The following is a 20,728-nucleotide window of genomic DNA, read 5'->3' as shown; positions in this document are numbered from 1 at the left end:
CCGGTCGGGCGCAAGGGAGAGCAAATGAAGCCCAGGACCTTTGATCAATTCAAAGATCTGGTGTACCAGAAGAGCGGTATCACCCTGGGGCCCCAGAAAGTCGCCCTCGTAAGCGCGCGGATCGCGAAGCGCATGCGGGCACTGGGCCTGGAGACCCACGAAGACTATTTCCACTTCATTGTCGGCGACGAATCGGCGGTCGAATTGGTCCACCTCCTCGATTCCATCTCCACCAACGTGACCAGCTTCTACCGCGAGCCCGTCCACTTCGACATCCTCGCCGACCTCGTCCGCGAATGGCGCGTAAACTCCCAGCCCCGATTTCGGATCTGGTGCGCCGCAAGTTCCACCGGCGAAGAGCCCTACACCCTCGCCATGACCGTTCTCGAAGCCCTCGGCGGCCCCCACCCCGATTTCCGACTCCTCGCCACCGACATCTCCACCCGGGTCCTCGAAACCGCCCGCCGGGGCGTCTATGGCGCGGCCAAGGTCGAGCCGGTGCCCAGGCCAATGCTCCAGAAATACTTCCGAAAGCTCGGCGCCGGACCCGATGCCGACTACCAGATCGGCGACGAACTCAAGCAGCTCGTCACCTTCAACCGGCTGAACCTCTCGGAACCGCCTTTCCCCATGAAAGGACCCTTCGACGTCGTCTTCTGCAGAAATGTCATGATCTATTTCGACAATGAGGTCCGCCGAAAACTCGTCCTCGAAATCAGCCGCCTCCTCAAACCCGGCGGCTACCTCATGATCGGGCACTCGGAAAGCCTTTCCGGCATTGTAAGCCCACTTACCCTCGTCCAACCCGCCGTCTATCGAAAGGCCTCCCCGTGATGCCCCCATCGAAACGCGCAGACCGCGATTCATCGATAGCCGACCCGTCACCCGGGATCGGACCATGAAATTCGTCGTCGGCATTTCGGAGATGGCCGTCTCGGACCGGCCCGAAGACCTGATCATCACCTACTCCCTCGGCTCGTGCATCGGATTGACCCTCTACGAACCGAAGCTGCGCATCGGCGGATTGATCCACTGCATGCTCCCCCTCTCCAAGATCGACCCCGCAAGGGCCGTCGATCGCCCCTGCATGTTCACCGATACCGGCGTTCCCCTGCTGCTCGCCACCCTGCTCAACATGGGGGCTGAAAAGCGAAACCTCATCGCCAAAGTCGCCGGCGCGGCCAGCCTCCTCGACAACAACGGAAGCTTCAATATCGGCGAGCGAAACCAGGTCATACTCCGAAAGCTCCTCTGGAAAAACCAGATCCTTATTCAGGCCGAAGAAACCGGAGGCACCAAGGCCCGCACCATGAGCCTCAACATGGAAACCGGAGTCACGCTGCTCCGCTCGGGAGGGGTCGAATATGAGCTGTAGCCATACCCGCCGCCCTGAATTCGGTGGGGACGCGCCATGAACATACGCGAACTCGTCATTCAGCGCATCCCCGAAATACCCGCGCTACCCGCCGCCGCCACCCGCGTGCTCCACCTCGTGAACGACCCCGATATCGGGATCGGCGCCATCATGGACGCCATCGAGTACGACCCCGTACTCACCACCGAGGTCCTGCGCCTCGCCAATACCGCCTACTTCGCGGGCCCAAGGAGCATCGCCACCCTGCGCGACGCCGGGGTGCTCTTCGGCACGGAGCGAATTCTCCATCTCGTCCTCGCCACCGCCCTCTTCCCCATTGCCCGGCAACCCCTGCGGGGTTACGATCTCCCCGCGGGCCAGCTGATTCGCCACGCCATGGCCGTCGCCATCGGCGCGGAACAGTTGGCCACCCTATGCGGCAGACCCGCGCCCGATCATACCTTCACCGCCGGACTGCTCTCCGATATCGGAAAGATCGTCCTGGGCTCCTTCCTCGAAATCGACGCCGAACCCGTCGTGCGCCTTGCCGCGGGAGAACGGATTTCCTTCGAGATCGCGGAAAGAGAAGTGCTCGGCATCGATCACGCCGAAGTCGGCGCACTCCTCCTCGAAGCCTGGAACGTGCCGGAAAACATTATCGATGTCGTCCGCTGGCACCACGATCCCGACCGGGGCGCGGGCGACCGCTACACCGTCGATCTCGTACACATCGCCAGCCACCTCAGCGCGGGCTTCGGACTCGGCGGCGGAATCGATGGACTCAACTACAAACCCTGTGGAAATGCCCTGTCGCGACTGAACGCCGACCATGTTATGCTGGAGCGCGCGGCCTGCAATATGCTCATCGGCCTGGCCCAGATACAGCAGCAACTGCCGGAAAGCCCATGAGGAGACCCCCATGCCCTATAACATCTTGATCGTGGATGATTCGGAAACCGTCCGGGCCGTCATCGCCCGAACCCTCGAAATGGCCGGTGTCGCCGTGTCCAACCTCCACCAGGCGTCAAACGGGGAGGAAGCGCTCGAAGTCATGAAAAACAACTGGGTCGACCTCGTCTTCTCCGATATCAACATGCCCGGTATGGGCGGCGTGGAAATGATCGAGCACATGCGCGCCAGCGATCTCCTCAGCACCGTACCCGTCGTCGTCGTCTCCACCGAAGGCAGCAAGACCCGTATCGACGATTTGCTCAGCAAGGGCGTCCGCGCCTACATTCGAAAGCCCTTTACCCCCGAAAAAGTAAAGGCCGTCGTCGACGAACTACTGGGAGGAGGCTCCAATGAAGCATGACCACAGCGAAACCCTTACGCGGGTCTTCACCGAAGTCCTCGAACAACTCGCCTTCATGTTCGTCGAGCCCGCCGACATAGGCGATGCCCCCGCGCCACCGGACCCCGTGTCCGCAAACATGTCCTTCCGGGGCCCATGTGCGGGCGCCGTAACCATGGCCGTGCCACGAGAAATGGCCCCCGTCCTCGCCGCGAATGTACTCGGCCTCGATCCGGAAGATGAAATGGGCGCTCAAGCCGCCCGCGACGCCCTCAAGGAATTGCTCAACGTGACCTGCGGCAATCTCCTCACCGCAATCGCCGGTGACGAGCCCATCTTCGACCTGACCGTCCCCGAAGTCGACGACACCACCGCCGAAGCCTGGGCCGAACTCGCGGAAAGGCCCGGAACCGTCTATTGCCTCGTCGAGGACTTCCCCGTTCTCCTCAATCTGGATATCGAGGAATAGCCGGGAAATCCAATATACGGGCCTGGATGGAAAGTCGGCAATGCGGCCCGGCGCAATGAAACCGGCGCCCATTGCCCTCGTCGCCATTGGCGCGTCCACCGGGGGCACCGAAGCCCTGCGCGATCTGCTCGCCGCCCTGCCCGGAGACTTTCCAGGTGTCGTAGTCGTCCAGCACATGCCCGAGAACTTCACCCGACCCTTCGCGGAACGGCTGGACCAGCGCTGTGAAGTAACGGTGAAGGAAGCCCAAAACGGAGACCGCGTTACACCCGGCTGCGTGCTTATCGCGCCCGGCGGTAGCCACCTCGCCGTTATTCGGGCGGGGAACCGGTACTTCACCGAGGTCACGAGCGGCCCCCTGGTCTCGCGGCACCGCCCCTCCGTCGATGTCCTCTTTCATTCCGTCGCCCGCCACGCGGGACCCTACGCCATTGGCGTCATACTCACCGGAATGGGGCGCGATGGAGCGAAAGGAATGAAGGCCATGCACGATGCCGGGGCCACCAACATCGCGCAGGACGAAAGCTCCTGCGTCGTCTTTGGTATGCCACGGGAGGCCATCGCGCTCGGCGCCGTGGATCACGTGCTGCCGCTCAAGAATATCCCGGGAATGCTCCGCGCGCTCGTCCACCGGAATACTTCCGCAGACCACGACTGAGCGAAAACCTCCCGGCGCCCCCCAACTGCTCTACCGGGGAATCAGGCCCTGCTCGCGAAGCTCCGCGGAAATCTTCTGCTTGTCGTAGGGCTTGACGATATAGCCGTCGCACTGGGACCGGAAGGCCTCCAGCACGTTCTTCGAATCGTCCAGCGCGCTCGTGATGATGATCTTCGCCCCAGTGCCCGGCGCTATTCCATGGGATTCTTCCAGCTTCCGGATTGCCTTCAGCGCCGACTGCCCGTCCATCCGCGGCATCATGATGTCCAGGCAGATGAGGTCATAGCGCGCCTCTCCCTCCAACCCCAGGCGCACCGCCTCCACCGCTTCCTCCCCATCGATTGCCACATCGCAAACCCCGAAGGACTCAAGGATATGGCTCAGCACCCGTCGGCTGGTAAAATCGTCTTCGACAATAAGAATGCTCAATCCCATGATAACCTCCTTGTCGCGCTCCCGTGGAATATCAACGGCGACGAGTGAAACGGACACCCACACGACGAAACTTGCACGGGACAGGTTGGCTATAGTGTTATATCAGATCAGAGGGGGCGATTAAACAGTTTTGATCGCCTGACAAAAAAAAAGCCCCAACGTTGGGACGAGGGGATATAAAAAACGAATAAATTGGGTGACGCCACACGTCAGATGTATAGATAATACAGTTTCGTCCCATCCGTTGAGGATGGCCTCGCTGTAACCACAGCAGCCAAACAAAGAATGCCACAAATCTGTCACTGTGTCAACACTAAAAATTCATTCACCCTTTTCAAGGCGCTCCGCCGCCTCGACCATCGCCTCCGAACGTATCCCGCCGTGAGAGGTGTGCCAGATCACCTGCCCTCCACGCACCAGCAACAACTGGGGAGACTCGTGCCGCACCCCCAGACTCCGCTCGATCTCGTTCGACACCGGGCGCGACTCCACCACGTAGTTGAGGTATACCGGTAACCCCGATTCCCCCGCCCCGTCGATATAGCGCCCAACCTCGGAATGGGCCCGCGACGAAATCGGGCAACGGGTGCTGTGCTTAAATATAAAGACCGGCCCCGATTCGCTACGGGCCAGGCAGGAAGCCAACGCTTCCGAGCTGTCCAGTTCCGTCACGTGTTCCCACTCCTTCGTTGCCGCCGCGCCAAGTCCGAACAGGCGGCCCATCCACTGAATCATTGAGACCTCCGCTTCCGAGCCCTTTTGACCCTTTTGCCGGTCGGATGCTATACTAGGCGACGACCCCGTGGAAACGCAAGGCCCCTTTAAGCCCTTGTCCGACAGCTATTTATCCCCAAGAGAACGCCCCATGGCCGAAAAAGCCTACATTAAGACCTACGGTTGCCAGATGAACGAGCACGACAGCTTCCAGATGCGCGGTGTGCTCGAACAGCAGGGCTACGAAATAACCGAAGACCAGGACGTGGCCAATCTCATTGTGGTAAACACCTGCTCCGTCCGTCACAACCCGGAAAACAAGGTCTACAGCCTCGTGGGCACCCTGCGCGACCGCAAGAAGGCCGACCCCAGCCTCATCATCGCCGTCGCCGGTTGCGTCGCCCAGCAGGAAGGCGAAAAAATCCTCAAGCGCGACAAATCCATCGACATGGTCTTCGGCCCCGACAACTTCTTCAAGCTGCCCGAGATGATCGAACAGGTCAAGGCGGGCGAACGGGTCTGCAACACCAAGTGGATGCCCCGCGACCGCAAGATCCAGAACTTCATCCCCGAGGAATGGATCGAGCGCGGCCACGTGGAAGGCATCAAGGCCTACATCGCGATCACCAAAGGGTGCAACAACATGTGCACCTACTGCATCGTGCCCTTTACCCGGGGCCGCGAGGTCTCCCGCGAGAACAACAACGTCCTCCAGGAAGCCAAAGCCCTCGTCCGCAATGGCGCGAAGGAAATCTGGCTCCTCGGCCAGAACGTAAACTCCTACCGCGCCTCCGCCGACTACCGCTTCTACGAGTTGCTCGACGACGTGTCCCAGATTAAGGGCCTCAAGCGCATCCGCTTCACCTCGCCCCACCCGAAGGACTGGAACAACGATCTCTCCGACCTCATGGCGGCCCGCAAGACTATTGCAAAGAACCTCCACCTCCCCTTCCAGGCCGGCAGCGACCGCATCCTCGACGCGATGCGCCGCAACCACACGCTGGACGAATACCTGGAAAAGGTGAAATACCTCCAGAAGGTCTGCCCCACCGTCGAGCTGAGCACCGACCTCATCGTCGGCTTCCCCGGCGAGACGGAAGAAGACTTCGAGCGCACCCTCCATTGCCTCCGCGAAGTGCGCTACGGCCAGGTCTTCGCCTTCAAGTACTCCCCCCGCCCCGGCACCGAGGCCGAAGCCCTCGAAGACGACGTGCCCCGCGAGGTCAAAGAAGAACGCCTCGCCCGCGTCCTGGAATTGCAAAACAGCATCGACGCCGAAAAGCTCGCCGCCTACTACGGCACCACCCAGGAAGTCCTCATCGACGCCGCCCACCCCCGCAAGCAAGGCTGGCTCAACGGCCGCACCGACAGCTACCGCCCCATCACCTGCCACGCCCCCGACCACGAAATCGGCGACATGGTGCAGGTGGAGGTGAGAACCCACGCGGGCCACTGGCTCGAAGGGGAATTGGTGGAGACGGCGGCTGCGGCGTATTGATCTATTCAATTCCCTCTGAAATGTGTCTAGTGGGTCCTATGGGACACAGCGAGGCCTCTGGCCGCAATCAACCTTGAACCGCCACTGATCGTGAATCTGGAAGATATTTTCGATCATGGGAAGTGACTTTCTTCGCCCCGAAGGGGCAGAGCAGTTCATAGCCCCAGGCAACGCCTGGGTTGAAGGGAACCCTCACTGATCTCGCCCTGAAAGGGCAGCGCAGTTGCACGGAGTCCCATGGTTCGCGTGTGAACTACCTTGCCCTTTCAGGGCGGCGAAATAGTCGTCACCCTTTTCCCGGGGCGTTGCCCCGGGCTGAAAGCTGCGCTGCCCCTTCGGGGCGAAGAGGATTTCTGCGTGAATTCCGTCAAGCCGCAACACCCCGCAGTACCGTGGCTTGCAGCAATAGGCAAAATCTTTTTATGTATCTTGTTCTGAATCTTCCACTGCGCAGTAGGAAGAAATGCCTGCCTAACCCATAAGACCCATAAGACCCCGCCCTCCTACGCCTCCGGTGCTGCCGCGTCAACCACAAACGTACCCTCAAATCCAAAGGGCTCGAACCCGGCAAGTAGAATCTGATAAGACCAGTCTCCGGCGTACGTGTACATAAGTCCGTCGCTGTCGGCGTCCTCTCCCTGCCCGGCCAGGCTCAGTACAACGCAGTACCCCGTCCCGCACGCGGCGCTGACCAGCGTAAGCCTGCCGTTACTTTCGAGGACACCGCCAACCTCCACCGTGCTGGGTTGGGTCTCCCCTTGCGCCCATTCGGGCAACTCGATGCAGGTGTAATCAATGGTCGCCACGCCCTGGACGCCGTGATCCCCAGGAAAGGCGAGCGAGAGGTTTTGCGTCAAGGTCAGCTCAAGAGGACACTCCGCCACGGTCTGCGCGTCGTCGCTCGATGTGCCGCTCCAGGAGCCGCTATACGCGCCGGAGGTGTCGAAAGGCGGCACGGGAAACCCGCCCTCCGGCGGACAGCCCGTGAGGGCCACAAGGATCATTCCCGTAAGGACACTGCGTGATAGATGCTTTCGCATTGAACTATTCTCCTGTAGGTCGGGGTGACGCTGCCGTCGATTTCCGGCGGACAAAGGCGCGATGTGAGGCCTGAACGCCCGAGCGACTTGATGCTAATCCTACACCGGCCTCCACATACCGTTACCCCCATAGACGATGGCCTATTGCCAACACGGGCCCGGATAAAGCGTCGCGTGACTTGCTACACTGTGGCGGGGCCGCCTGCCCTTCCCAGCTTTGCCCATCCTCCTCCTGCCATCAGGTCACCGTAACAATCCAATCAGAATTCGCCTATTCCAATTGCCCAATGGGTGGACGCCCAGCAAGTTTGGTAAAGATTGCCATCCCCTCTTCCGTCATGGGGAATTCGCCTGGGTATGGGAGCCATGTAACTTGCCCATCCAGCCACAGGACATTTCCACCCAGTCGTTCCGAAGAATGAATATTATCCGGCCATTCGATTAGAACGGGGATAGCGCCGCGAGAGATCTTTACATCTTTCTGGACATCATCACCCACACAATCTACAGTCCTTTCATAGCCGTGTTCGACCCCTTCCGTAAGGCGGTAAATGTCGATTTCTCCCTCACGAACGAAGCGCTCTTTGAAACTCCCCGCACTTGCGATTTGATTGTCGTAGAAGGCGGCAAAAGCGGGCAGCAGATTATCGAATGTGTAGTAGCTTACGGGGTAACTTATATCTGCCATAAAAGGCCAGCCACTGGGTGGGACAAAACCGCGTTCCGCCAACACGTATCCCGTATAGAAGTAACTCCCATCGTCAAATTCCTGTGGCATCCCTTGGGATGCCCGGCTTGGGCATACGAGTAGCTCGGGAGCGGGTATGCACTTCGGTAATAGCCCCTCGGTTGTGAACATTAGCTTATTGGCTTCGCGGGACATCGGCGGGTAAGTGCCCTTTAATTCCGCGGCCAGTTCTTCGGCATTCTTCGCTAACTTGACGCCAAGCGTTTGCAGATTTTCTCTACATTGCGCCCTTTCCAGGGCATGCCTGGCATTCCGGAAAAATTTGATTCCTGGCGCCAATAAAATAACGCATATAAGCCCTGCGAGGGTTGCAAATTTGAGACTTCTCTGCATGTATCACGCTCCTTTTCCACCTTCTGCATGTTCGTTACTTCGCCATATGGTCAATCTCTGCGCCAGGCATCCATGGCCGCCGTATTCTTGAGCGACCACGGTCGTTGATAGCGCTTACTCATATACGCCGCCTGTTGTGAAAGGTTCACTTCGTGGCCGTGCTAACTGACAGTCAAGCGCGCCCAAAAATCCCGATCGAGGACCGCCGCTTTTCACAGTTTGGTTCGGGTCCTCCCTCCCTCTAACATTGCCCCGTGTCTCTGCAGACTACTAAAATACCCCCAGCAGCCACCCATCCCGTCTGAATCAAACGTGCAGCACGAAGGAAACGCATAGATGACGAGGCACTTCCCTAAAATCGCACTGGCCATCATCCTCGCCCTCACCCTGTGCTGCCTCCACACCACCGCCCAGCCGCCAATGGCAGGCGACTATTCGCCCATCCAGTACGAAATCACCGCGACGCGGAACCTCGACGCGCCGGTACGCGATGGGGCCCTGCTGAAGTGCGACATCTTTCGCCCGGCCGCTGAAGGCCGCTTTCCCGCCATCCTGCAGATCACCCCCTACAACAAAGATGGGATGGCGACCCGTGCGCAGAAATTCGCACCACGGGGCTATGTCGTGGTGAATGTTGACTCGCGGGGTCGCTTCGAATCCGGCGGGGACTGGGATCCCTTCTCCCCCCAGCACAAGACCGATGGCTACGACCTGGTGCAGTGGATCGCCGCGCAGCCCTGGTGCAACGGCAATGTGGGCATGTATGGCCTGTCCTACATGGGCTGGACGCAATGGTGGACGGCCTCGCAGGCGCCGACCGCGCTCAAGGCCATCGTGCCGGAGGTGGCGCCACCCGATCACTTTTACAATTGCCCGTACCAGAACGGCATCTACGTGTCCTGGATGATCGACTGGGCGGGTAACATGTCCGCCCGCCTCCCCCACAGCGCGGGTCCCGGCGGCTACGGTGGCTTTGCCGTGGGCCGCGAGCAGGCCTACAGCAAACTCCCCTATATCGATTTCGACAAGACGCGCAACTATCTGCCCAATGACTGGTGGCGCAAGTGGATCCTGCAGAACACCGCCGAGGGCGAATACTGGAAGGCCATCGCCTATCAGACGCCCGAGGACTACGCCCGGATCACCGTGCCGTCCCTCGCCATCACGGGATGGTTTGACGCGGACTTTCCCGGCTCACCCATGAACTACCTCGCGATGAAGGATCACGGCGGGACACCCGAAGCCCGACGCCCCCGCATGGTCATCGGGCCGTGGCAGCACATCATCAACACCGAGCGCGTGGCGGCGGGCGTGGACTTCGGGCCTGACGCCATCATCGATTGGGACGGCTATGTGATCCGCTGGTTCGACTATCACCTGAAGGGCATCGAGAATGGCGTGCTCGACGATCCGCCGGTCCACGTTTTCGTGATGGGTCGCAACGCCTGGCGCGCCGCAGAGGACTGGCCCCTGCCCCAGACTCAGTTTACGAAGTACTACCTCCACAGCGATGGTGAAGCCAATGGCGCGGCGGGCGACGGCCACTTGAGCACGGAGGCACCGGGCGAGGAAGCACCGGATCACTACGTCTACATTCCCCTCGACCCCACACCCTCTCCCGCCTTCGGCAACGGCCACATCGATGGCCCACGGGACGTGCAGACCTCAAGCGCGCGAAACGATGTGCTCGTCTACGATACGCCCGCGCTGACGGAGGATGTCGAAGTGGTGGGCCCCATCACAGCCACGCTCTTCGCCGCCACGAGCGGCCACGACACGGACTGGATGATACGGATAATCGACGTTCAACCCGATGGCCGCGCGCTGTTCCTGGGCGAAGGCGTCATGCGGGCCCGTCATCGCGATCCCGAAAAAAGCGGTACCTTCAACCCATCTGCGCTAACAACCCTGACGCCGGGCGAGACCTACGAATACACCCTGGAGTTCCATCGCCCCACAGGCAACCTGTTCAAACAAGGCCACCGCATCCGCATCGAAATATCCAGCAGCTATTTCCCCTACTATCTGCGCAATCCCAACACGCCCGAACCCAACATCGGCCTGGCGACCGCCTTTCAAACCGTGACGCAAACGGTGCTGCACGATTCGGCCCATCCCTCGCACGTGATCCTGCCGATCATTCCAACAGGCACCTGACCACCCGAACCTGCTATAATACCGGACTTTTTAATCACGAGAAAATCGGTCCTATCCGTCCACTCGGCCCTATTAATCCGCGCCTCACCGCGCGCTCCAATAACAGCGAGGTTACCCATGAACGTAGAAGTTGTCCCTTTCGATAGCTGCACCGTTGTCGAAGAAGAATCCTGCCTGATCGTCCCCCTTTTCGAAAAGGCCTTCCCTCTGGACAGCGCACTCCTCAATGAAAAGGACGACGAACTGCTTCAGACCCTCGCGGACAAGGGCGTGTTCTCCGGCAAGGCGCAACAATGCTATTACCTGCCCACGCCCCGCAGCACCTACCAGGGCGTGCTGGTCCTGGGCCTCGGTGCGAAGGATGATTTCGAAGACGAGACCCTGCGCCGCGCCGCGGGCAAGGCCGCCGATCTCCTGAAACAGAATCGCGTGAGCCATGTCTACTTCGACATCGCCCGACACGCCAGCGTGCCGCCCCTGCCCCTCCTCGAAGGCATCGTCCTCGGTCAATACGACTTCCCGGTTTATAAGAAAGCGCCCGAGCCCGCCGACGCCCCGGTAAAAGTACAGACGGCCACCATCATCACGGACAAGGGCGTGCAGGTTACCCCGCTCCTCTCCAGCCTTCAGGTGGGTGTCCTCGCGTGCCTCAGCGCCAACGGCGCTCGCCATCTGGCCAACACCGCGCCGAATGAAATGACCCCCACGGCCCTCGCGGAATTCGCCCAGGGCATCGCCAAGGAATCGGGCGCGAAATGCACCGTCTTCGGCCCGGAAGAAATGGAGCAGATGGGCATGAACGCCCTCCTCGGCGTGGCCCGGGGCAGCGCACAGCCCCCGCGCCTCATTATCCTCGAACATCACTACAGTGACGACGTCAAGACCGTCGCCATCGTAGGTAAAGGCGTCACCTTCGACACCGGCGGCATCAGCATCAAACCCGCCGCCGGCATGCACGAAATGAAATACGACATGTGCGGCGCGGCCGCCGTCCTTTGCGCCTTCATGACCATCGCCGAGCTGCGCCCCGCCATCAACGTCGTCGCCGTCGTGCCCTCCGCCGAAAACATGACCGGCGACGCCGCCCAGCGCCCCGGCGACATCGTCCGCGCGTACAACGGCAAGACCATCGAAGTGCACAACACGGACGCGGAAGGCCGCCTGATTCTCGCGGACGCCATGGCCTACACCGTGGACAAATACAAGCCCGCCGCCATGGTGGACGCCGCCACCCTCACCGGCGCCTGCGTGGTCGCCCTGGGCTACTGCGCCGCCGGACTCTTCTCGAACAACCAGTCCCTCGCCGATTCGCTCATCGCATCGGGCCAGGCCACCGGCGAGCGTCTCTGGCAGATGCCCCTCTGGAAAGACTACAGCAAGCTCATCGAAGGCACCCACGCCGACATCTGCAATATCGGCCCACGCGAGGGCGGAGCCATCAGCGCGGCGGCCTTCCTCAAGGAATTCGTGGGCGACACCCCCTGGGCCCACCTCGACATCGCCGGCACCGCCTGGGACGTGAAAAACACCCCCTACTGGAGCACCGACCACGCCACCGGCTTCGGCGTGCGACTGCTGACCAACTGGGTGCTGAATCAGGTGGAGGAGTGAGGCTGTAGGCTTCAGGCTGTAGGCTGTAGGCTGTAGGCTGTAGGCTGTAGGCTGTAGGCTGTAGGCTTCAGGCTGTAGGCTGTAGGCTGTAGGCTGTAGGCTGTAGGCTTCAGGCTGTAGGCTTCAGGCTGTAGGCTTTAGGCTTCAGGCTTCAGGCTTCGGGAAAACTATCTGGTCCATTAAGTCCACGTTGTCCACTTAGTCCACTTAGTCCACTTAGTCCACGTTGTGCATTGTCCATTGTCCATTGTCCATTGTCCATTGTCCATTGTCCATTGTCCATTGATCACCCCCTATGTCAACTATCAACTATCGACTATCAACTAAAAAAGCTTGCGTTCACACCCTCGGCTGCCGTCTCAATCAGTCCGAATCCGCGATCCTCGAAGAAAAACTTCGCGAGGACGGCTACACCCTCGTGCCCTTTGGCGAACCCGCCGACCTCGCCATCGTGAACACCTGCACCGTCACGAACGAAGCCGACACCAAGTCCCGCAAGCTCGTGCGCCAGTTCATCCGCAACAATCCCGGCGCCTACACCGCCGTCATCGGCTGCTACGCCCAGATGGGCGCGGGCACCCTCGCCAACATCCCCGGCGTCGATCTCATCATCGGCAATCAGGAAAAGATGAACGTCCTTGACTACGTCAAGGCCGGGAAAAACGAAAAGGCCCTCATCGTCCGCGATCGCATCGACCGCGACGACTTCTCCATCGATTTCGGCGGCGAAGACAGCCCCCTCAGCCGCCGCGCCAATCTGAAGGTGCAGGACGGCTGCGATTTCATGTGCACCTTCTGCCTCATCCCCTTCGCCCGTGGCCGCGCCCGCGCCCGCGAGTGGGACAACCTCCTGAGCGAAGCCCGCAGCCTGGTGGATCGCGGCGCCAAAGAGATCATCCTCACCGGCGTCAACATCGGCACCTACGACCTGGAAAACCGCAACATCCTCCACATCGTAGATGCCCTCAACACCATCGACGGACTCCACCGCATCCGCATCAGCTCCATCGAGCCCACTACAATCCCGCTCGAACTCTTCGACCGTATGAACGACCCGGACCACGCCCTCCTCCCCTACCTTCACATCCCCATGCAGGCCGGGTCCAACGACATCCTCACTGCCATGCGCCGCAAATACACCCGCGAAGAATTCCTCGACTTCATCTTCCACGCCCACGAAGCCGTCCCCGGCATCGGCATCGGCACCGACATCCTCGTCGGATTCCCCGGCGAAACCGAAGAAAACTTCCACGACACCTGCGACACCCTCTGGAAGAGCCCGCTGTTCTACGCCCACGTCTTCAAATACTCCGAACGCAGCGGCACCGCCTCCGTCCGCATCCCCGATAAAGTCCCCGGCCCGGTAATCAACGAACGCGGCGCACGCCTCCGCAAGATCAGCGCCGAAAAGACCCGGATGTTCCACGAACACCAACTCGGCGAAACCCACCAAGTGCTCTTCGAGCAGGCGCAGGATGGCTACTGGACCGGCTACACCCAGAACTACACCCGCGTGGCCGCAAAGAGCGAACACGACCTCGAAAACCAGATCCGCCCCGTTCGCCTCGAAGAAGTCCGCGGAGATTTGGTCGTCGGAAGCCTGCACCCCGATTCGACCCGCATCTCCGAATTCGCGAAACAAAGGAGCTTAGACATTCCTGTCTGAGACAAAGCCCACTCAATCGTAAAAGGGCATGACGAGGTTGTTTCAACCGCCTCGTTCCCACGGTCCTCCGTGGGAATGCGTACCGTTCCGCTCTGCGGTACAGACCTCGCGCCATAGCTCCAACGGCACGCACACCCCCCGCCGCTTTTCCCCTTCCTCTCGTTCCCACGCTCCGCTTGGGAATGCAGTCCCCGAAGCTCCGCTTCGCAAACACACACCGCCCGCTCCCCTCACTTCCCAAAATCTCTCTCATACGCCGCCAGCAGCCCCTCCGAATCATTCGGCACCAGATAAACCCGTCCCGTGATCCGCTTCGCCTCCCCCGCCTTCAGGCCGCCGATGCGCGGATCCGCGTGGATGCAATTGATCACCCCCTGAAACAGTTCCTGCGTCGCATCCCACGCCGTCGCCAGAATCCACCGTCCGTCCGACGAAACGCAGCCGATGAGATTGTTCACCGGCACCTCCTTCGAAATCGGGCGCGGATTCACATCGTCCAGATCGACACCCGCCGGCACATACACCTGTCCGCCCCGGTAGCGCGCCTCCTCCACGCGCGGCAGCCTATCCAGCATCACCTGGCCCGCGCGCGTGTAAATAAAGCAGCGCGAGAAGTAGTCCTCCTGACCCAGCCCTGTGAAGTCCCCCACCCGCATGCACGGCTGCGCCCAATCCACATCCACCGCCTCCCCCGACTCATTCTTGATCACAAGCGCAAACGAAACCCCATCCTCGACGACACGAATCTCATGCGTCGCCCGGACGCCCTCCTGCACCATGCTCTCCAGCTTCACCCACTGCCCGTCCCCGTCCGCCTCCACCAGCCGCGTCGTGTGGGGGATAACCGTCGCCTCCCAATCCCGATCCGTAGAACCCGACCGGCAAAACGCCTCCAGATACCACGTCTCCACCTTGCCGCCAGGCACCTCCGGCGCATGCAGCGCCAGGATATTCTCCTCCCACTCAATCCGCGTAACCGGTCCCGCCGACGCCGTAACAGCGGCCAGAAAAATCACCACCAATCCAATGAAGCGCATGATCGACTCCCACGCAGACCCAATGCCTGCAGCATCAGCCTACGGAACGACAAAACCAGTCTGCAACCCCACGCGCCGCGAATACACGGGACGTGTTAGGGACTGACGCACCCGCAATATTTGTGAAGCTCTTCGTGACACGCAACCCAACAATTACCCCGACTTCGAGTCCGTGACGCCGCCGGGTGTGGCTGTCCCGTCGCTCGCGGAGGTAACCTCGGTTCACAGCCCCACATCGACCAGACGACGCGTTGCCTGTTATCTTCTCTATGAAGGCGGCTAGTCCACTCCCCACACGACGGGTCGTAGATTCGCCGCAGGAGAAACAGCCACACCCAGAGAAAACACGCCGCCGTGTCGCAGTTGGCTTTGGGTCGTCGGGCAAGACAATCCGGTCCAGCCACGGCGGGTGCGTCAGTCCCTACGCGCCCCGAGGTTTCTTTCTCAAACCCAGGCCACGGACTTCGACCCGAAGGGCCAGCGCAGCTTTCAGCCCTGGGCAACGCCCAGGGAATAATTCGAATCCCTGACTTTTCGCCCTGAAAGGGCAGCGCAGTCCACGCCATCCCGCCCAGTATGCATAGACTACAATTTGACTACCAGGCGCTCACACGCCCCGGCACCCAATCCAACACCACGAGGCCCCATGGACAACTTCATCGAAATCACCCTCAAACCACAAACCCTCGAACGCTACCGCCTCCCCGACATCCCCTACCCCATCACCATCGACGACCTCCAAACCTCCCTCGACGACGACGAAAGCCCACCCTTCGCAACCCTCCTCTACAACCTCCAGAAACGCTCCGAATACGACTGCCCCCACTGGCGCGACCTCGAACCCGCCATGGCCCGCCTCGCCCAACTCCTCGCCCCCGAAGCCGATCACGAAATCCTCACCGTCGCCAGCGAAGACTGGTGGCTCGAAATCGGCCCCGTAAACCTCGACACCAAAATCGTCACCGTCCAACGACAAAACCTCCTCATCGCCGCCATCAACCCCAGAGAAGACGGACGCCTCCGAATCGCCACCTACCGCCCCCTCGACGCCGGCAGCGCCAGCCGCCTCATCGCCCTGGGACAAAACCCACACCCCGACGGCGGCGTCTGCATGCGCGAAAACAACTGGGAATACGCCCTCGACGCCTCCGTCGGCACGGGCAACTTATATTCTTTCGAAGCGGGCCACGCCCACCTCTCCATTTGGGAGTACGGCATCGGCATCTACAACGACGGCTCGGAAGACTCGCAATGGCGCGACATGCTCACCCTGCCTCCACGCCCCACGATTCACGTCATGGTCGAACTGGGTATTTACCACACCATCTCCCAATCGGACCAATCGTAGACCTATCACTACCGTTGCCACCCGCCACGGAAGGTTTTAGCACTCGTTCCCAAGCTCGGCTTGGGAATGCAGCTTGTGAAGCTCTGCTTCACAACCGAGCGGCAAAGTCGTTAGTCGTTCGGTTTGACCTCCAAAGTTGGGAAATCCAGACCGAGTCAGCCTGGGAAATCGCCATGCCTGCGGAGCGGAGCTCCAAAGACTGTATTCCCAAGCGGAGCTTGGGAACGAGAAAAAAGCGTCGCTCCCCTCTACATCCCCCGCACCCGACCCGCCTCCACCGCCAATCCCATCGAATCCAGCATCTCCGCGACAAACAACTGCACGTCGTGATCATAATCCTTCGCGAAGATAAACGTATACTGAGCATCCCGGCACAACGCCAGCTTCTCCACATACGAAGCCGTAGCAGCAAAGGCTCGAATCGCCGCCAGCTCCTTCGCTCCATCTCGATTGAAATCATACGACCGAGGTGAAGTACCCTCTGCGTCGCCAATCACACCCAGCCCGTCCAGCGTATCGATGCACACCATCTCCGACCGCCCCGCGCGATAACGCCGAATCGCCTCATCAAGGCCAAAACATAAACGAGAAAAACCACACGCCATCGCCAAAAGCGATATCAAGAAGACAACGACAAAGAAGGCCCAGTATAAGGAAGATATCGCGGCATGATCCCAACTCCCCAAAGGGGTAGGTGTCAGATGACTACGCTCACGGTACAATCTGGCGAGCCGTACTCGCGGCTGCTTCATCAGCTTCAATCAAACACCTGCTTAGCACATTGCCTAGTAACTCGAACTGCCCCAGCAAACCCTGAGGGTAACTAATATTCGTTGGCCAATATGCGTAGCCGATTCTTTTTGCCCATTGGAAAAAGTTATTGTCCATTTGAGGAGAAACGCTGGGGAGGAGTCTTGAGAGAGTATTTTTATACGTCGTCTCCCAGACATGTCCCACCGCTTGTATGTTTTGGGAACTGTCAGCACTTCTGCTCACAAGCGTCTTTCGCCAATCAGGAGACACCGAAGTATGATCCGCGCAAATGAAGACGTCATTTTTCCCAGACTGTAGACACTGATCCAGTATTGTGAGTTCTGCTTGGTCGAATTCGTTAAACATTCCTAATCCTTGCTATTTTAAAGCCTTACCTACTGCAGCGCAAAAATTTATTCCTATATTATATCACCAACTAATAATTCTGCCCATTCCACAATGCACTAACAGTTTCAGCGTCGCCAACAGAGGTACGCTGAGAAACCGTTCTCAGAATTCATCCGGTCGATTCCACATTCTACATGACATAACTGTTACACGGCTATTATTTCGAAAACACAGGACAGTTATTCCTGTGCAATCTTCGCGGCACTTAGCTCCATATCTTTTTTCTTGCGGGCACCTTTTCCCTCGAATAGGTGCGGGTACCGAACTTTAAGCGTTTCCAAACCCTTAGACTGTGATGCCTCGATTTGTAGTTGCTCTCGGAAAAAATCGTATCGTGCTCGCGCATCATTGAGGACATCTGCCCACCGCTTCACCCATATTTTTACGCCATTTCCGTCGTGGATACAGCCCTCTGGCAATGCATTCGACGAGGTTTCCTCTCGCACGAACTCGTCAAGTTCGTTGCCAAGCAACCAGAACTGCCATCGACAATTCTGGGTATTGAAGCGTCCGTCCCGTGCGACTGTAAATGCATACTTCTTAATTTGCGAAGTTTCTTCTTGCCCAAGCGGGTCACGCGGCCTCTTCAATTCTATGACTAAATGCTCGAACTGATTCTGATCAACTTTTCGACGGCGGTACAACATCAAGTCTGGTATACCGTCTTTTCCATCTATAAGCTTTACTTCGACATCAGGAGCCAGCTCTTCCCGCCCCATAATACTCAGGTGCGACTGAAGCAAGTCGCGTAAACCATCATCATCTGCGCCCAGAACATACTCTTCCCCTAACAACCAAATCTCATGAACTAAGAGGCGATGAAGTTGTGTCCTCTCCAACAGAGTCTTCTTCCAGTCGTTGTCGAAGAGAATGTGCTCAAATGCGTGAATAACATCGAGGCGGTCAGCGACCATCTTACCCGCTCTGATAATGTTAGTCAGAGGAGCTCGTTCCAATAGCTCCGCAAAGGCTTCCTGGTCTTCCTTAGACAGATGAAGCACTTCCCGAAACAGTTTTGTTAGACTCGTGGGATTAGTTTCCAAAGATTCTTTGATAAGTGCCAGGGTAAGTTTTTTGCTATCTGCGTCCGATTTGCTGAACGAGGAGTGCTGCTCATTGATCCGAACGGCGACGATATCGAACACCTCTCGTTCAGCACGCCCGATAGGGTCTTGGGGCGCATCTTGGTACGGATAGATCTCCTCACTCTTCCATTGCTCGACTATGGATACGGCTTCTTCGGCGAGACGCCCCCTTAAGTATTCTCTAAGTTTGTCCTTTACTCCATCGACAAATATCTTCACTTCCTGATCTATATCGCTGACCGAGAATCTTTCCTCCGCCGCCCAAGCAGATGCGATTGGAGCCTGCACATAGGCAGTGTAGTCTATGCCCGGCGCCTGAACCCCCGCAGAAATTTCGTAAAGCGAGAATCCATGCTCATCGCAGAAGTGGAGGCGCTTTGAATCCACTTTGAAGTTCCACTCGAGAACCAAAAGCTTTGCAGGACCATACGGACTCTCCTTTCCAAAGAGCTCTAGCTCTTTCTTTCTATGCACCAATTCCTCAATATCGATCGGTAATTTTGCCCAGTATAGTTTTACGGCTGGATACTTGCTAAGGTATGACGCGAAAGTCTCCGCGAGTTTCTGGCGCGTGTCGTCATTGGCGAGCACATGGATACCTCTATCGAGGCCATCTAGAAAGACGCGAGTCCCAGTTACACTTGTTGGTGCGACCGTAGGTTCCTCCGGCTCATAGTAGTCGGGCATATCGCGGGTGAGTCTGACGGAATACATTTTGCATTCACCATTCACCCGATACGTGGTCTCCCATATCGCTATCGGACTGAGTGCGAGCGCCTTGAATCTACCTTTTCCTTCACGCCCGTGGTACGCCCTTTGGTCCCCGTTAATGCGCCTTTCGACCTTCATCGAGTTACCGACTTCGCCAAAAGCCCGGTCAAGTTCCTCCACAGGGATACCAGGCCCGTAGTCGATAATCTCAACTTGTGAAACTGCACTCAACTCGTTGAGAGTCAGATTGACTTCGACACGGTCTCCGCCTGCATCAAGTGCATTCCATATTAATTCTTCGATGGCTTTTATCGGGGTTGCGCTCGCCAACTTCGAAATGTGATCTGCCGCAACGTCTACTTTCTTCCGCGCCATTGTCTAATTCCTCCTGCCGACTATCAATCCCAAAGAGATACCGTGAGTCGTTCAATTCACGAAGAACCGACGAATATCAGTGATGGGAATATGTGACTTCTTGTATCCTACACGTTGCTATTCACTCTTAGGAAGTTCTACGACGGGCATTCCCGCAGCTACGAGTTCCCGTCTGAGTTCCAGCTCCCATCGACTTTCATTGTCCATGCGGATATAAACGATTCCGTCGAAGTCTGATGGTGTTTCGAGGCCTGGCGTAATCAGAGCACATACCTTAGACTGCCCGAGGCGGGCCAAGAAATAGCCCAACTCCAGGATCACGTTCTGGCGAGCCCTCGGCCTGAGCACTCCCTCCTTTAAGCTACCGACATCATCGTCTGTCATCAAGATTACAGCAAAAGTTACCAATTCTGCCTCCTCGATAAACTTGGTCAGAAGATGGCGTCCCATGCTGGGTTGCTCATGAAGGACGATTCCTTCCAACCCGATGCTTTCCAGGAAGTAGACAACTGCGTTGCGCGCGGTATCGTTCTGGCCGTGCACCACGAAGACACGATTTGGTGATCGGACAGCCGGGGCGAATTCAGAGATATCAATGGGCGTGGAAGAAATCGCTTGTGTTTGCGGCGACTCAGATTCTGTGTGGTCGCTTGTTTTTAGGGCTTGTTTTGCGAGATATGCGGAAAAAAGAGAATGTTCCGCCGTAAGCGCTGAAGGGTTATCTATCGCAAACTGAATGATCGCATTGGCTCGTTTTCGGCGACTCCCAAAACCCTGTTCTACGTTGAGCCCTGACACACCCGCCTCCAGCAACAAATCGTCTATTTTGGTGTGGCTCCATTCGGAGACTACGTCGCGCGCTTTAAGGAGAGATTTCCTACTTGGTGCAGGTAGCGCTTTACTCTGGCAAGATTCGAAGCTGGAAGTATCGACTTCATGGCCGGCGGCCCGCAATCCTGATGTTTTGTTCCAGTTGGAATCGGAGTGAATACCCTGTAAGTTAATCACAACCTACGGAGGAATTCACAGTGAAACGT

General features: G+C 58.4%; 19 protein-coding genes. 11 read left to right on the top strand and 8 right to left on the bottom strand.

Going from position 1 to position 20,728, the window contains the following annotated elements; all coding sequences use genetic code 11:
• The first annotated feature begins 24 nt into the window (after positions 1 to 24).
• The 6 genes from JNK74_26270 to JNK74_26245 all read left to right on the top strand — a co-directional run bounded on the left by JNK74_26270 (position 25) and on the right by JNK74_26245 (position 3,772).
• Positions 25 to 834: a protein-glutamate O-methyltransferase CheR gene (locus JNK74_26270; GenBank protein MBL7649697.1), complete on the top strand. Its 810-nt coding sequence runs from the start codon at positions 25 to 27 to the stop codon at positions 832 to 834.
• A gap of 64 nt (positions 835 to 898) precedes the next feature.
• Complete coding sequence (locus JNK74_26265) at positions 899 to 1,375, top strand: chemotaxis protein CheD (GenBank protein ID MBL7649696.1); 477 nt, start codon at positions 899 to 901, stop codon at positions 1,373 to 1,375.
• A gap of 36 nt (positions 1,376 to 1,411) precedes the next feature.
• A complete protein-coding gene (locus JNK74_26260) occupies positions 1,412 to 2,263 on the top strand; it encodes an HDOD domain-containing protein (protein ID MBL7649695.1) in 852 nt (283 codons plus the stop codon).
• Between the two features lie 10 nt (positions 2,264 to 2,273).
• Positions 2,274 to 2,666, top strand: a complete 393-nt coding sequence (locus tag JNK74_26255; GenBank protein MBL7649694.1) for a response regulator — start codon at positions 2,274 to 2,276, stop codon at positions 2,664 to 2,666.
• On the top strand, positions 2,656 to 3,114 hold the full coding sequence (locus JNK74_26250; protein ID MBL7649693.1) for a chemotaxis protein CheX: 459 nt from the start codon (positions 2,656 to 2,658) through the stop codon (positions 3,112 to 3,114). Before JNK74_26255 ends, JNK74_26250 begins: the two co-directional genes overlap by 11 nt.
• Before the next feature lie 40 nt (positions 3,115 to 3,154).
• Entirely contained in the window at positions 3,155 to 3,772 is a 618-nt protein-coding gene (locus JNK74_26245; protein MBL7649692.1) for a chemotaxis protein CheB, read from the top strand.
• A gap of 30 nt (positions 3,773 to 3,802) precedes the next feature.
• Here the strand turns inward: JNK74_26245 and JNK74_26240 are convergent, their stop codons facing one another.
• Positions 3,803 to 4,201, bottom strand: a complete 399-nt coding sequence (locus JNK74_26240; protein ID MBL7649691.1) for a response regulator — start codon at positions 4,199 to 4,201, stop codon at positions 3,803 to 3,805.
• A 327-nt stretch (positions 4,202 to 4,528) separates the two neighbouring features.
• A complete protein-coding gene (gene ytxJ, locus JNK74_26235; protein MBL7649690.1) occupies positions 4,529 to 4,930 on the bottom strand; it encodes a bacillithiol system redox-active protein YtxJ in 402 nt (133 codons plus the stop codon).
• Between the two features lie 142 nt (positions 4,931 to 5,072).
• Between ytxJ and miaB the strand changes: the two genes are divergently transcribed.
• Positions 5,073 to 6,419 carry a tRNA (N6-isopentenyl adenosine(37)-C2)-methylthiotransferase MiaB gene (gene miaB / locus JNK74_26230; protein ID MBL7649689.1) on the top strand — a complete coding sequence of 449 codons (1,347 nt, stop codon included), beginning with the start codon at positions 5,073 to 5,075 and terminating at the stop codon, positions 6,417 to 6,419.
• Positions 6,420 to 6,922: 503 nt separating this feature from the next.
• Here the strand turns inward: miaB and JNK74_26225 are convergent.
• Positions 6,923 to 7,459 carry a hypothetical protein gene (locus JNK74_26225; protein MBL7649688.1) on the bottom strand — a complete coding sequence of 179 codons (537 nt, stop codon included), beginning with the start codon at positions 7,457 to 7,459 and terminating at the stop codon, positions 6,923 to 6,925.
• A 271-nt stretch (positions 7,460 to 7,730) separates the two neighbouring features.
• On the bottom strand, positions 7,731 to 8,540 hold the full coding sequence (locus tag JNK74_26220) for a hypothetical protein (protein MBL7649687.1): 810 nt from the start codon (positions 8,538 to 8,540) through the stop codon (positions 7,731 to 7,733).
• Between the two features lie 336 nt (positions 8,541 to 8,876).
• Here JNK74_26220 and JNK74_26215 point away from each other — a divergent pair, with 336 nt between their 5' ends.
• The 3 genes from JNK74_26215 (at position 8,877) to mtaB (ending at position 13,974) form a co-directional block, all read left to right on the top strand.
• Positions 8,877 to 10,697, top strand: coding sequence for a CocE/NonD family hydrolase (locus tag JNK74_26215; GenBank protein MBL7649686.1), 1,821 nt, complete (start codon positions 8,877 to 8,879; stop codon positions 10,695 to 10,697).
• Between the two features lie 117 nt (positions 10,698 to 10,814).
• Positions 10,815 to 12,308, top strand: a complete 1,494-nt coding sequence (locus JNK74_26210; protein ID MBL7649685.1) for a leucyl aminopeptidase — start codon at positions 10,815 to 10,817, stop codon at positions 12,306 to 12,308.
• A gap of 295 nt (positions 12,309 to 12,603) precedes the next feature.
• Positions 12,604 to 13,974, top strand: a complete 1,371-nt coding sequence (mtaB, locus tag JNK74_26205; GenBank protein MBL7649684.1) for a tRNA (N(6)-L-threonylcarbamoyladenosine(37)-C(2))-methylthiotransferase MtaB — start codon at positions 12,604 to 12,606, stop codon at positions 13,972 to 13,974.
• A 230-nt stretch (positions 13,975 to 14,204) separates the two neighbouring features.
• On the opposite strand, the gene JNK74_26200 is transcribed toward mtaB, so the two are convergent.
• The gene (locus JNK74_26200; protein ID MBL7649683.1) at positions 14,205 to 15,011 is read right to left on the bottom strand and encodes a hypothetical protein; all 807 of its coding nucleotides are present in this window, start codon (positions 15,009 to 15,011) and stop codon (positions 14,205 to 14,207) included.
• A 646-nt stretch (positions 15,012 to 15,657) separates the two neighbouring features.
• On the opposite strand from JNK74_26200, the gene JNK74_26195 reads away from it, so the two are divergent.
• The gene (locus JNK74_26195) at positions 15,658 to 16,359 is read left to right on the top strand and encodes a hypothetical protein (GenBank protein MBL7649682.1); all 702 of its coding nucleotides are present in this window, start codon (positions 15,658 to 15,660) and stop codon (positions 16,357 to 16,359) included.
• A gap of 248 nt (positions 16,360 to 16,607) precedes the next feature.
• Here JNK74_26195 and JNK74_26190 read toward each other — a convergent pair whose 3' ends face one another.
• From JNK74_26190 to JNK74_26180, 3 genes are all read right to left on the bottom strand, one after another.
• Positions 16,608 to 17,120, bottom strand: coding sequence for a hypothetical protein (locus tag JNK74_26190; GenBank protein MBL7649681.1), 513 nt, complete (start codon positions 17,118 to 17,120; stop codon positions 16,608 to 16,610).
• Positions 17,121 to 17,699: 579 nt separating this feature from the next.
• Positions 17,700 to 19,691: an ATP-binding protein gene (locus JNK74_26185; protein ID MBL7649680.1), complete on the bottom strand. Its 1,992-nt coding sequence runs from the start codon at positions 19,689 to 19,691 to the stop codon at positions 17,700 to 17,702.
• A 117-nt stretch (positions 19,692 to 19,808) separates the two neighbouring features.
• Positions 19,809 to 20,699: a nucleotide-binding protein gene (locus tag JNK74_26180; GenBank protein MBL7649679.1), complete on the bottom strand. Its 891-nt coding sequence runs from the start codon at positions 20,697 to 20,699 to the stop codon at positions 19,809 to 19,811.
• Positions 20,700 to 20,728: the final 29 nt, after the last annotated feature.

This window comes from Candidatus Hydrogenedentota bacterium (assembly GCA_016791475.1).
Taxonomy (GTDB): Bacteria; Hydrogenedentota; Hydrogenedentia; order Hydrogenedentales; family JAEUWI01; genus JAEUWI01.
The sequence above is the reverse complement of the archived record's forward strand: the minus strand, read 5'-3'. Positions and strand labels throughout refer to the sequence as shown.

What these genes read in the sequence shown, in the direction of transcription:
- JNK74_26270 (MBL7649697.1), top strand. Translation starts at nt 25, where the DNA reads ATGAAGCCCAGGACCTTTGATCAATTCAAAGATCTGGTGTACCAGAAG.
- JNK74_26265 (MBL7649696.1), top strand. Translation starts at nt 899, where the DNA reads ATGAAATTCGTCGTCGGCATTTCGGAGATGGCCGTCTCGGACCGGCCC.
- JNK74_26260 (MBL7649695.1), top strand. Translation starts at nt 1,412, where the DNA reads ATGAACATACGCGAACTCGTCATTCAGCGCATCCCCGAAATACCCGCG.
- JNK74_26255 (MBL7649694.1), top strand. Translation starts at nt 2,274, where the DNA reads ATGCCCTATAACATCTTGATCGTGGATGATTCGGAAACCGTCCGGGCC.
- JNK74_26250 (MBL7649693.1), top strand. Translation starts at nt 2,656, where the DNA reads ATGAAGCATGACCACAGCGAAACCCTTACGCGGGTCTTCACCGAAGTC.
- JNK74_26245 (MBL7649692.1), top strand. Translation starts at nt 3,155, where the DNA reads ATGCGGCCCGGCGCAATGAAACCGGCGCCCATTGCCCTCGTCGCCATT.
- ytxJ (MBL7649690.1), bottom strand. Translation starts at nt 4,930, where the DNA reads ATGGGCCGCCTGTTCGGACTTGGCGCGGCGGCAACGAAGGAGTGGGAA.
- miaB (MBL7649689.1), top strand. Translation starts at nt 5,073, where the DNA reads ATGGCCGAAAAAGCCTACATTAAGACCTACGGTTGCCAGATGAACGAG.
- JNK74_26225 (MBL7649688.1), bottom strand. Translation starts at nt 7,459, where the DNA reads ATGCGAAAGCATCTATCACGCAGTGTCCTTACGGGAATGATCCTTGTG.
- JNK74_26220 (MBL7649687.1), bottom strand. Translation starts at nt 8,540, where the DNA reads ATGCAGAGAAGTCTCAAATTTGCAACCCTCGCAGGGCTTATATGCGTT.
- JNK74_26215 (MBL7649686.1), top strand. Translation starts at nt 8,877, where the DNA reads ATGACGAGGCACTTCCCTAAAATCGCACTGGCCATCATCCTCGCCCTC.
- JNK74_26210 (MBL7649685.1), top strand. Translation starts at nt 10,815, where the DNA reads ATGAACGTAGAAGTTGTCCCTTTCGATAGCTGCACCGTTGTCGAAGAA.
- mtaB (MBL7649684.1), top strand. Translation starts at nt 12,604, where the DNA reads ATGTCAACTATCAACTATCGACTATCAACTAAAAAAGCTTGCGTTCAC.
- JNK74_26200 (MBL7649683.1), bottom strand. Translation starts at nt 15,011, where the DNA reads ATGCGCTTCATTGGATTGGTGGTGATTTTTCTGGCCGCTGTTACGGCG.
- JNK74_26195 (MBL7649682.1), top strand. Translation starts at nt 15,658, where the DNA reads ATGGACAACTTCATCGAAATCACCCTCAAACCACAAACCCTCGAACGC.
- JNK74_26185 (MBL7649680.1), bottom strand. Translation starts at nt 19,691, where the DNA reads ATGGCGCGGAAGAAAGTAGACGTTGCGGCAGATCACATTTCGAAGTTG.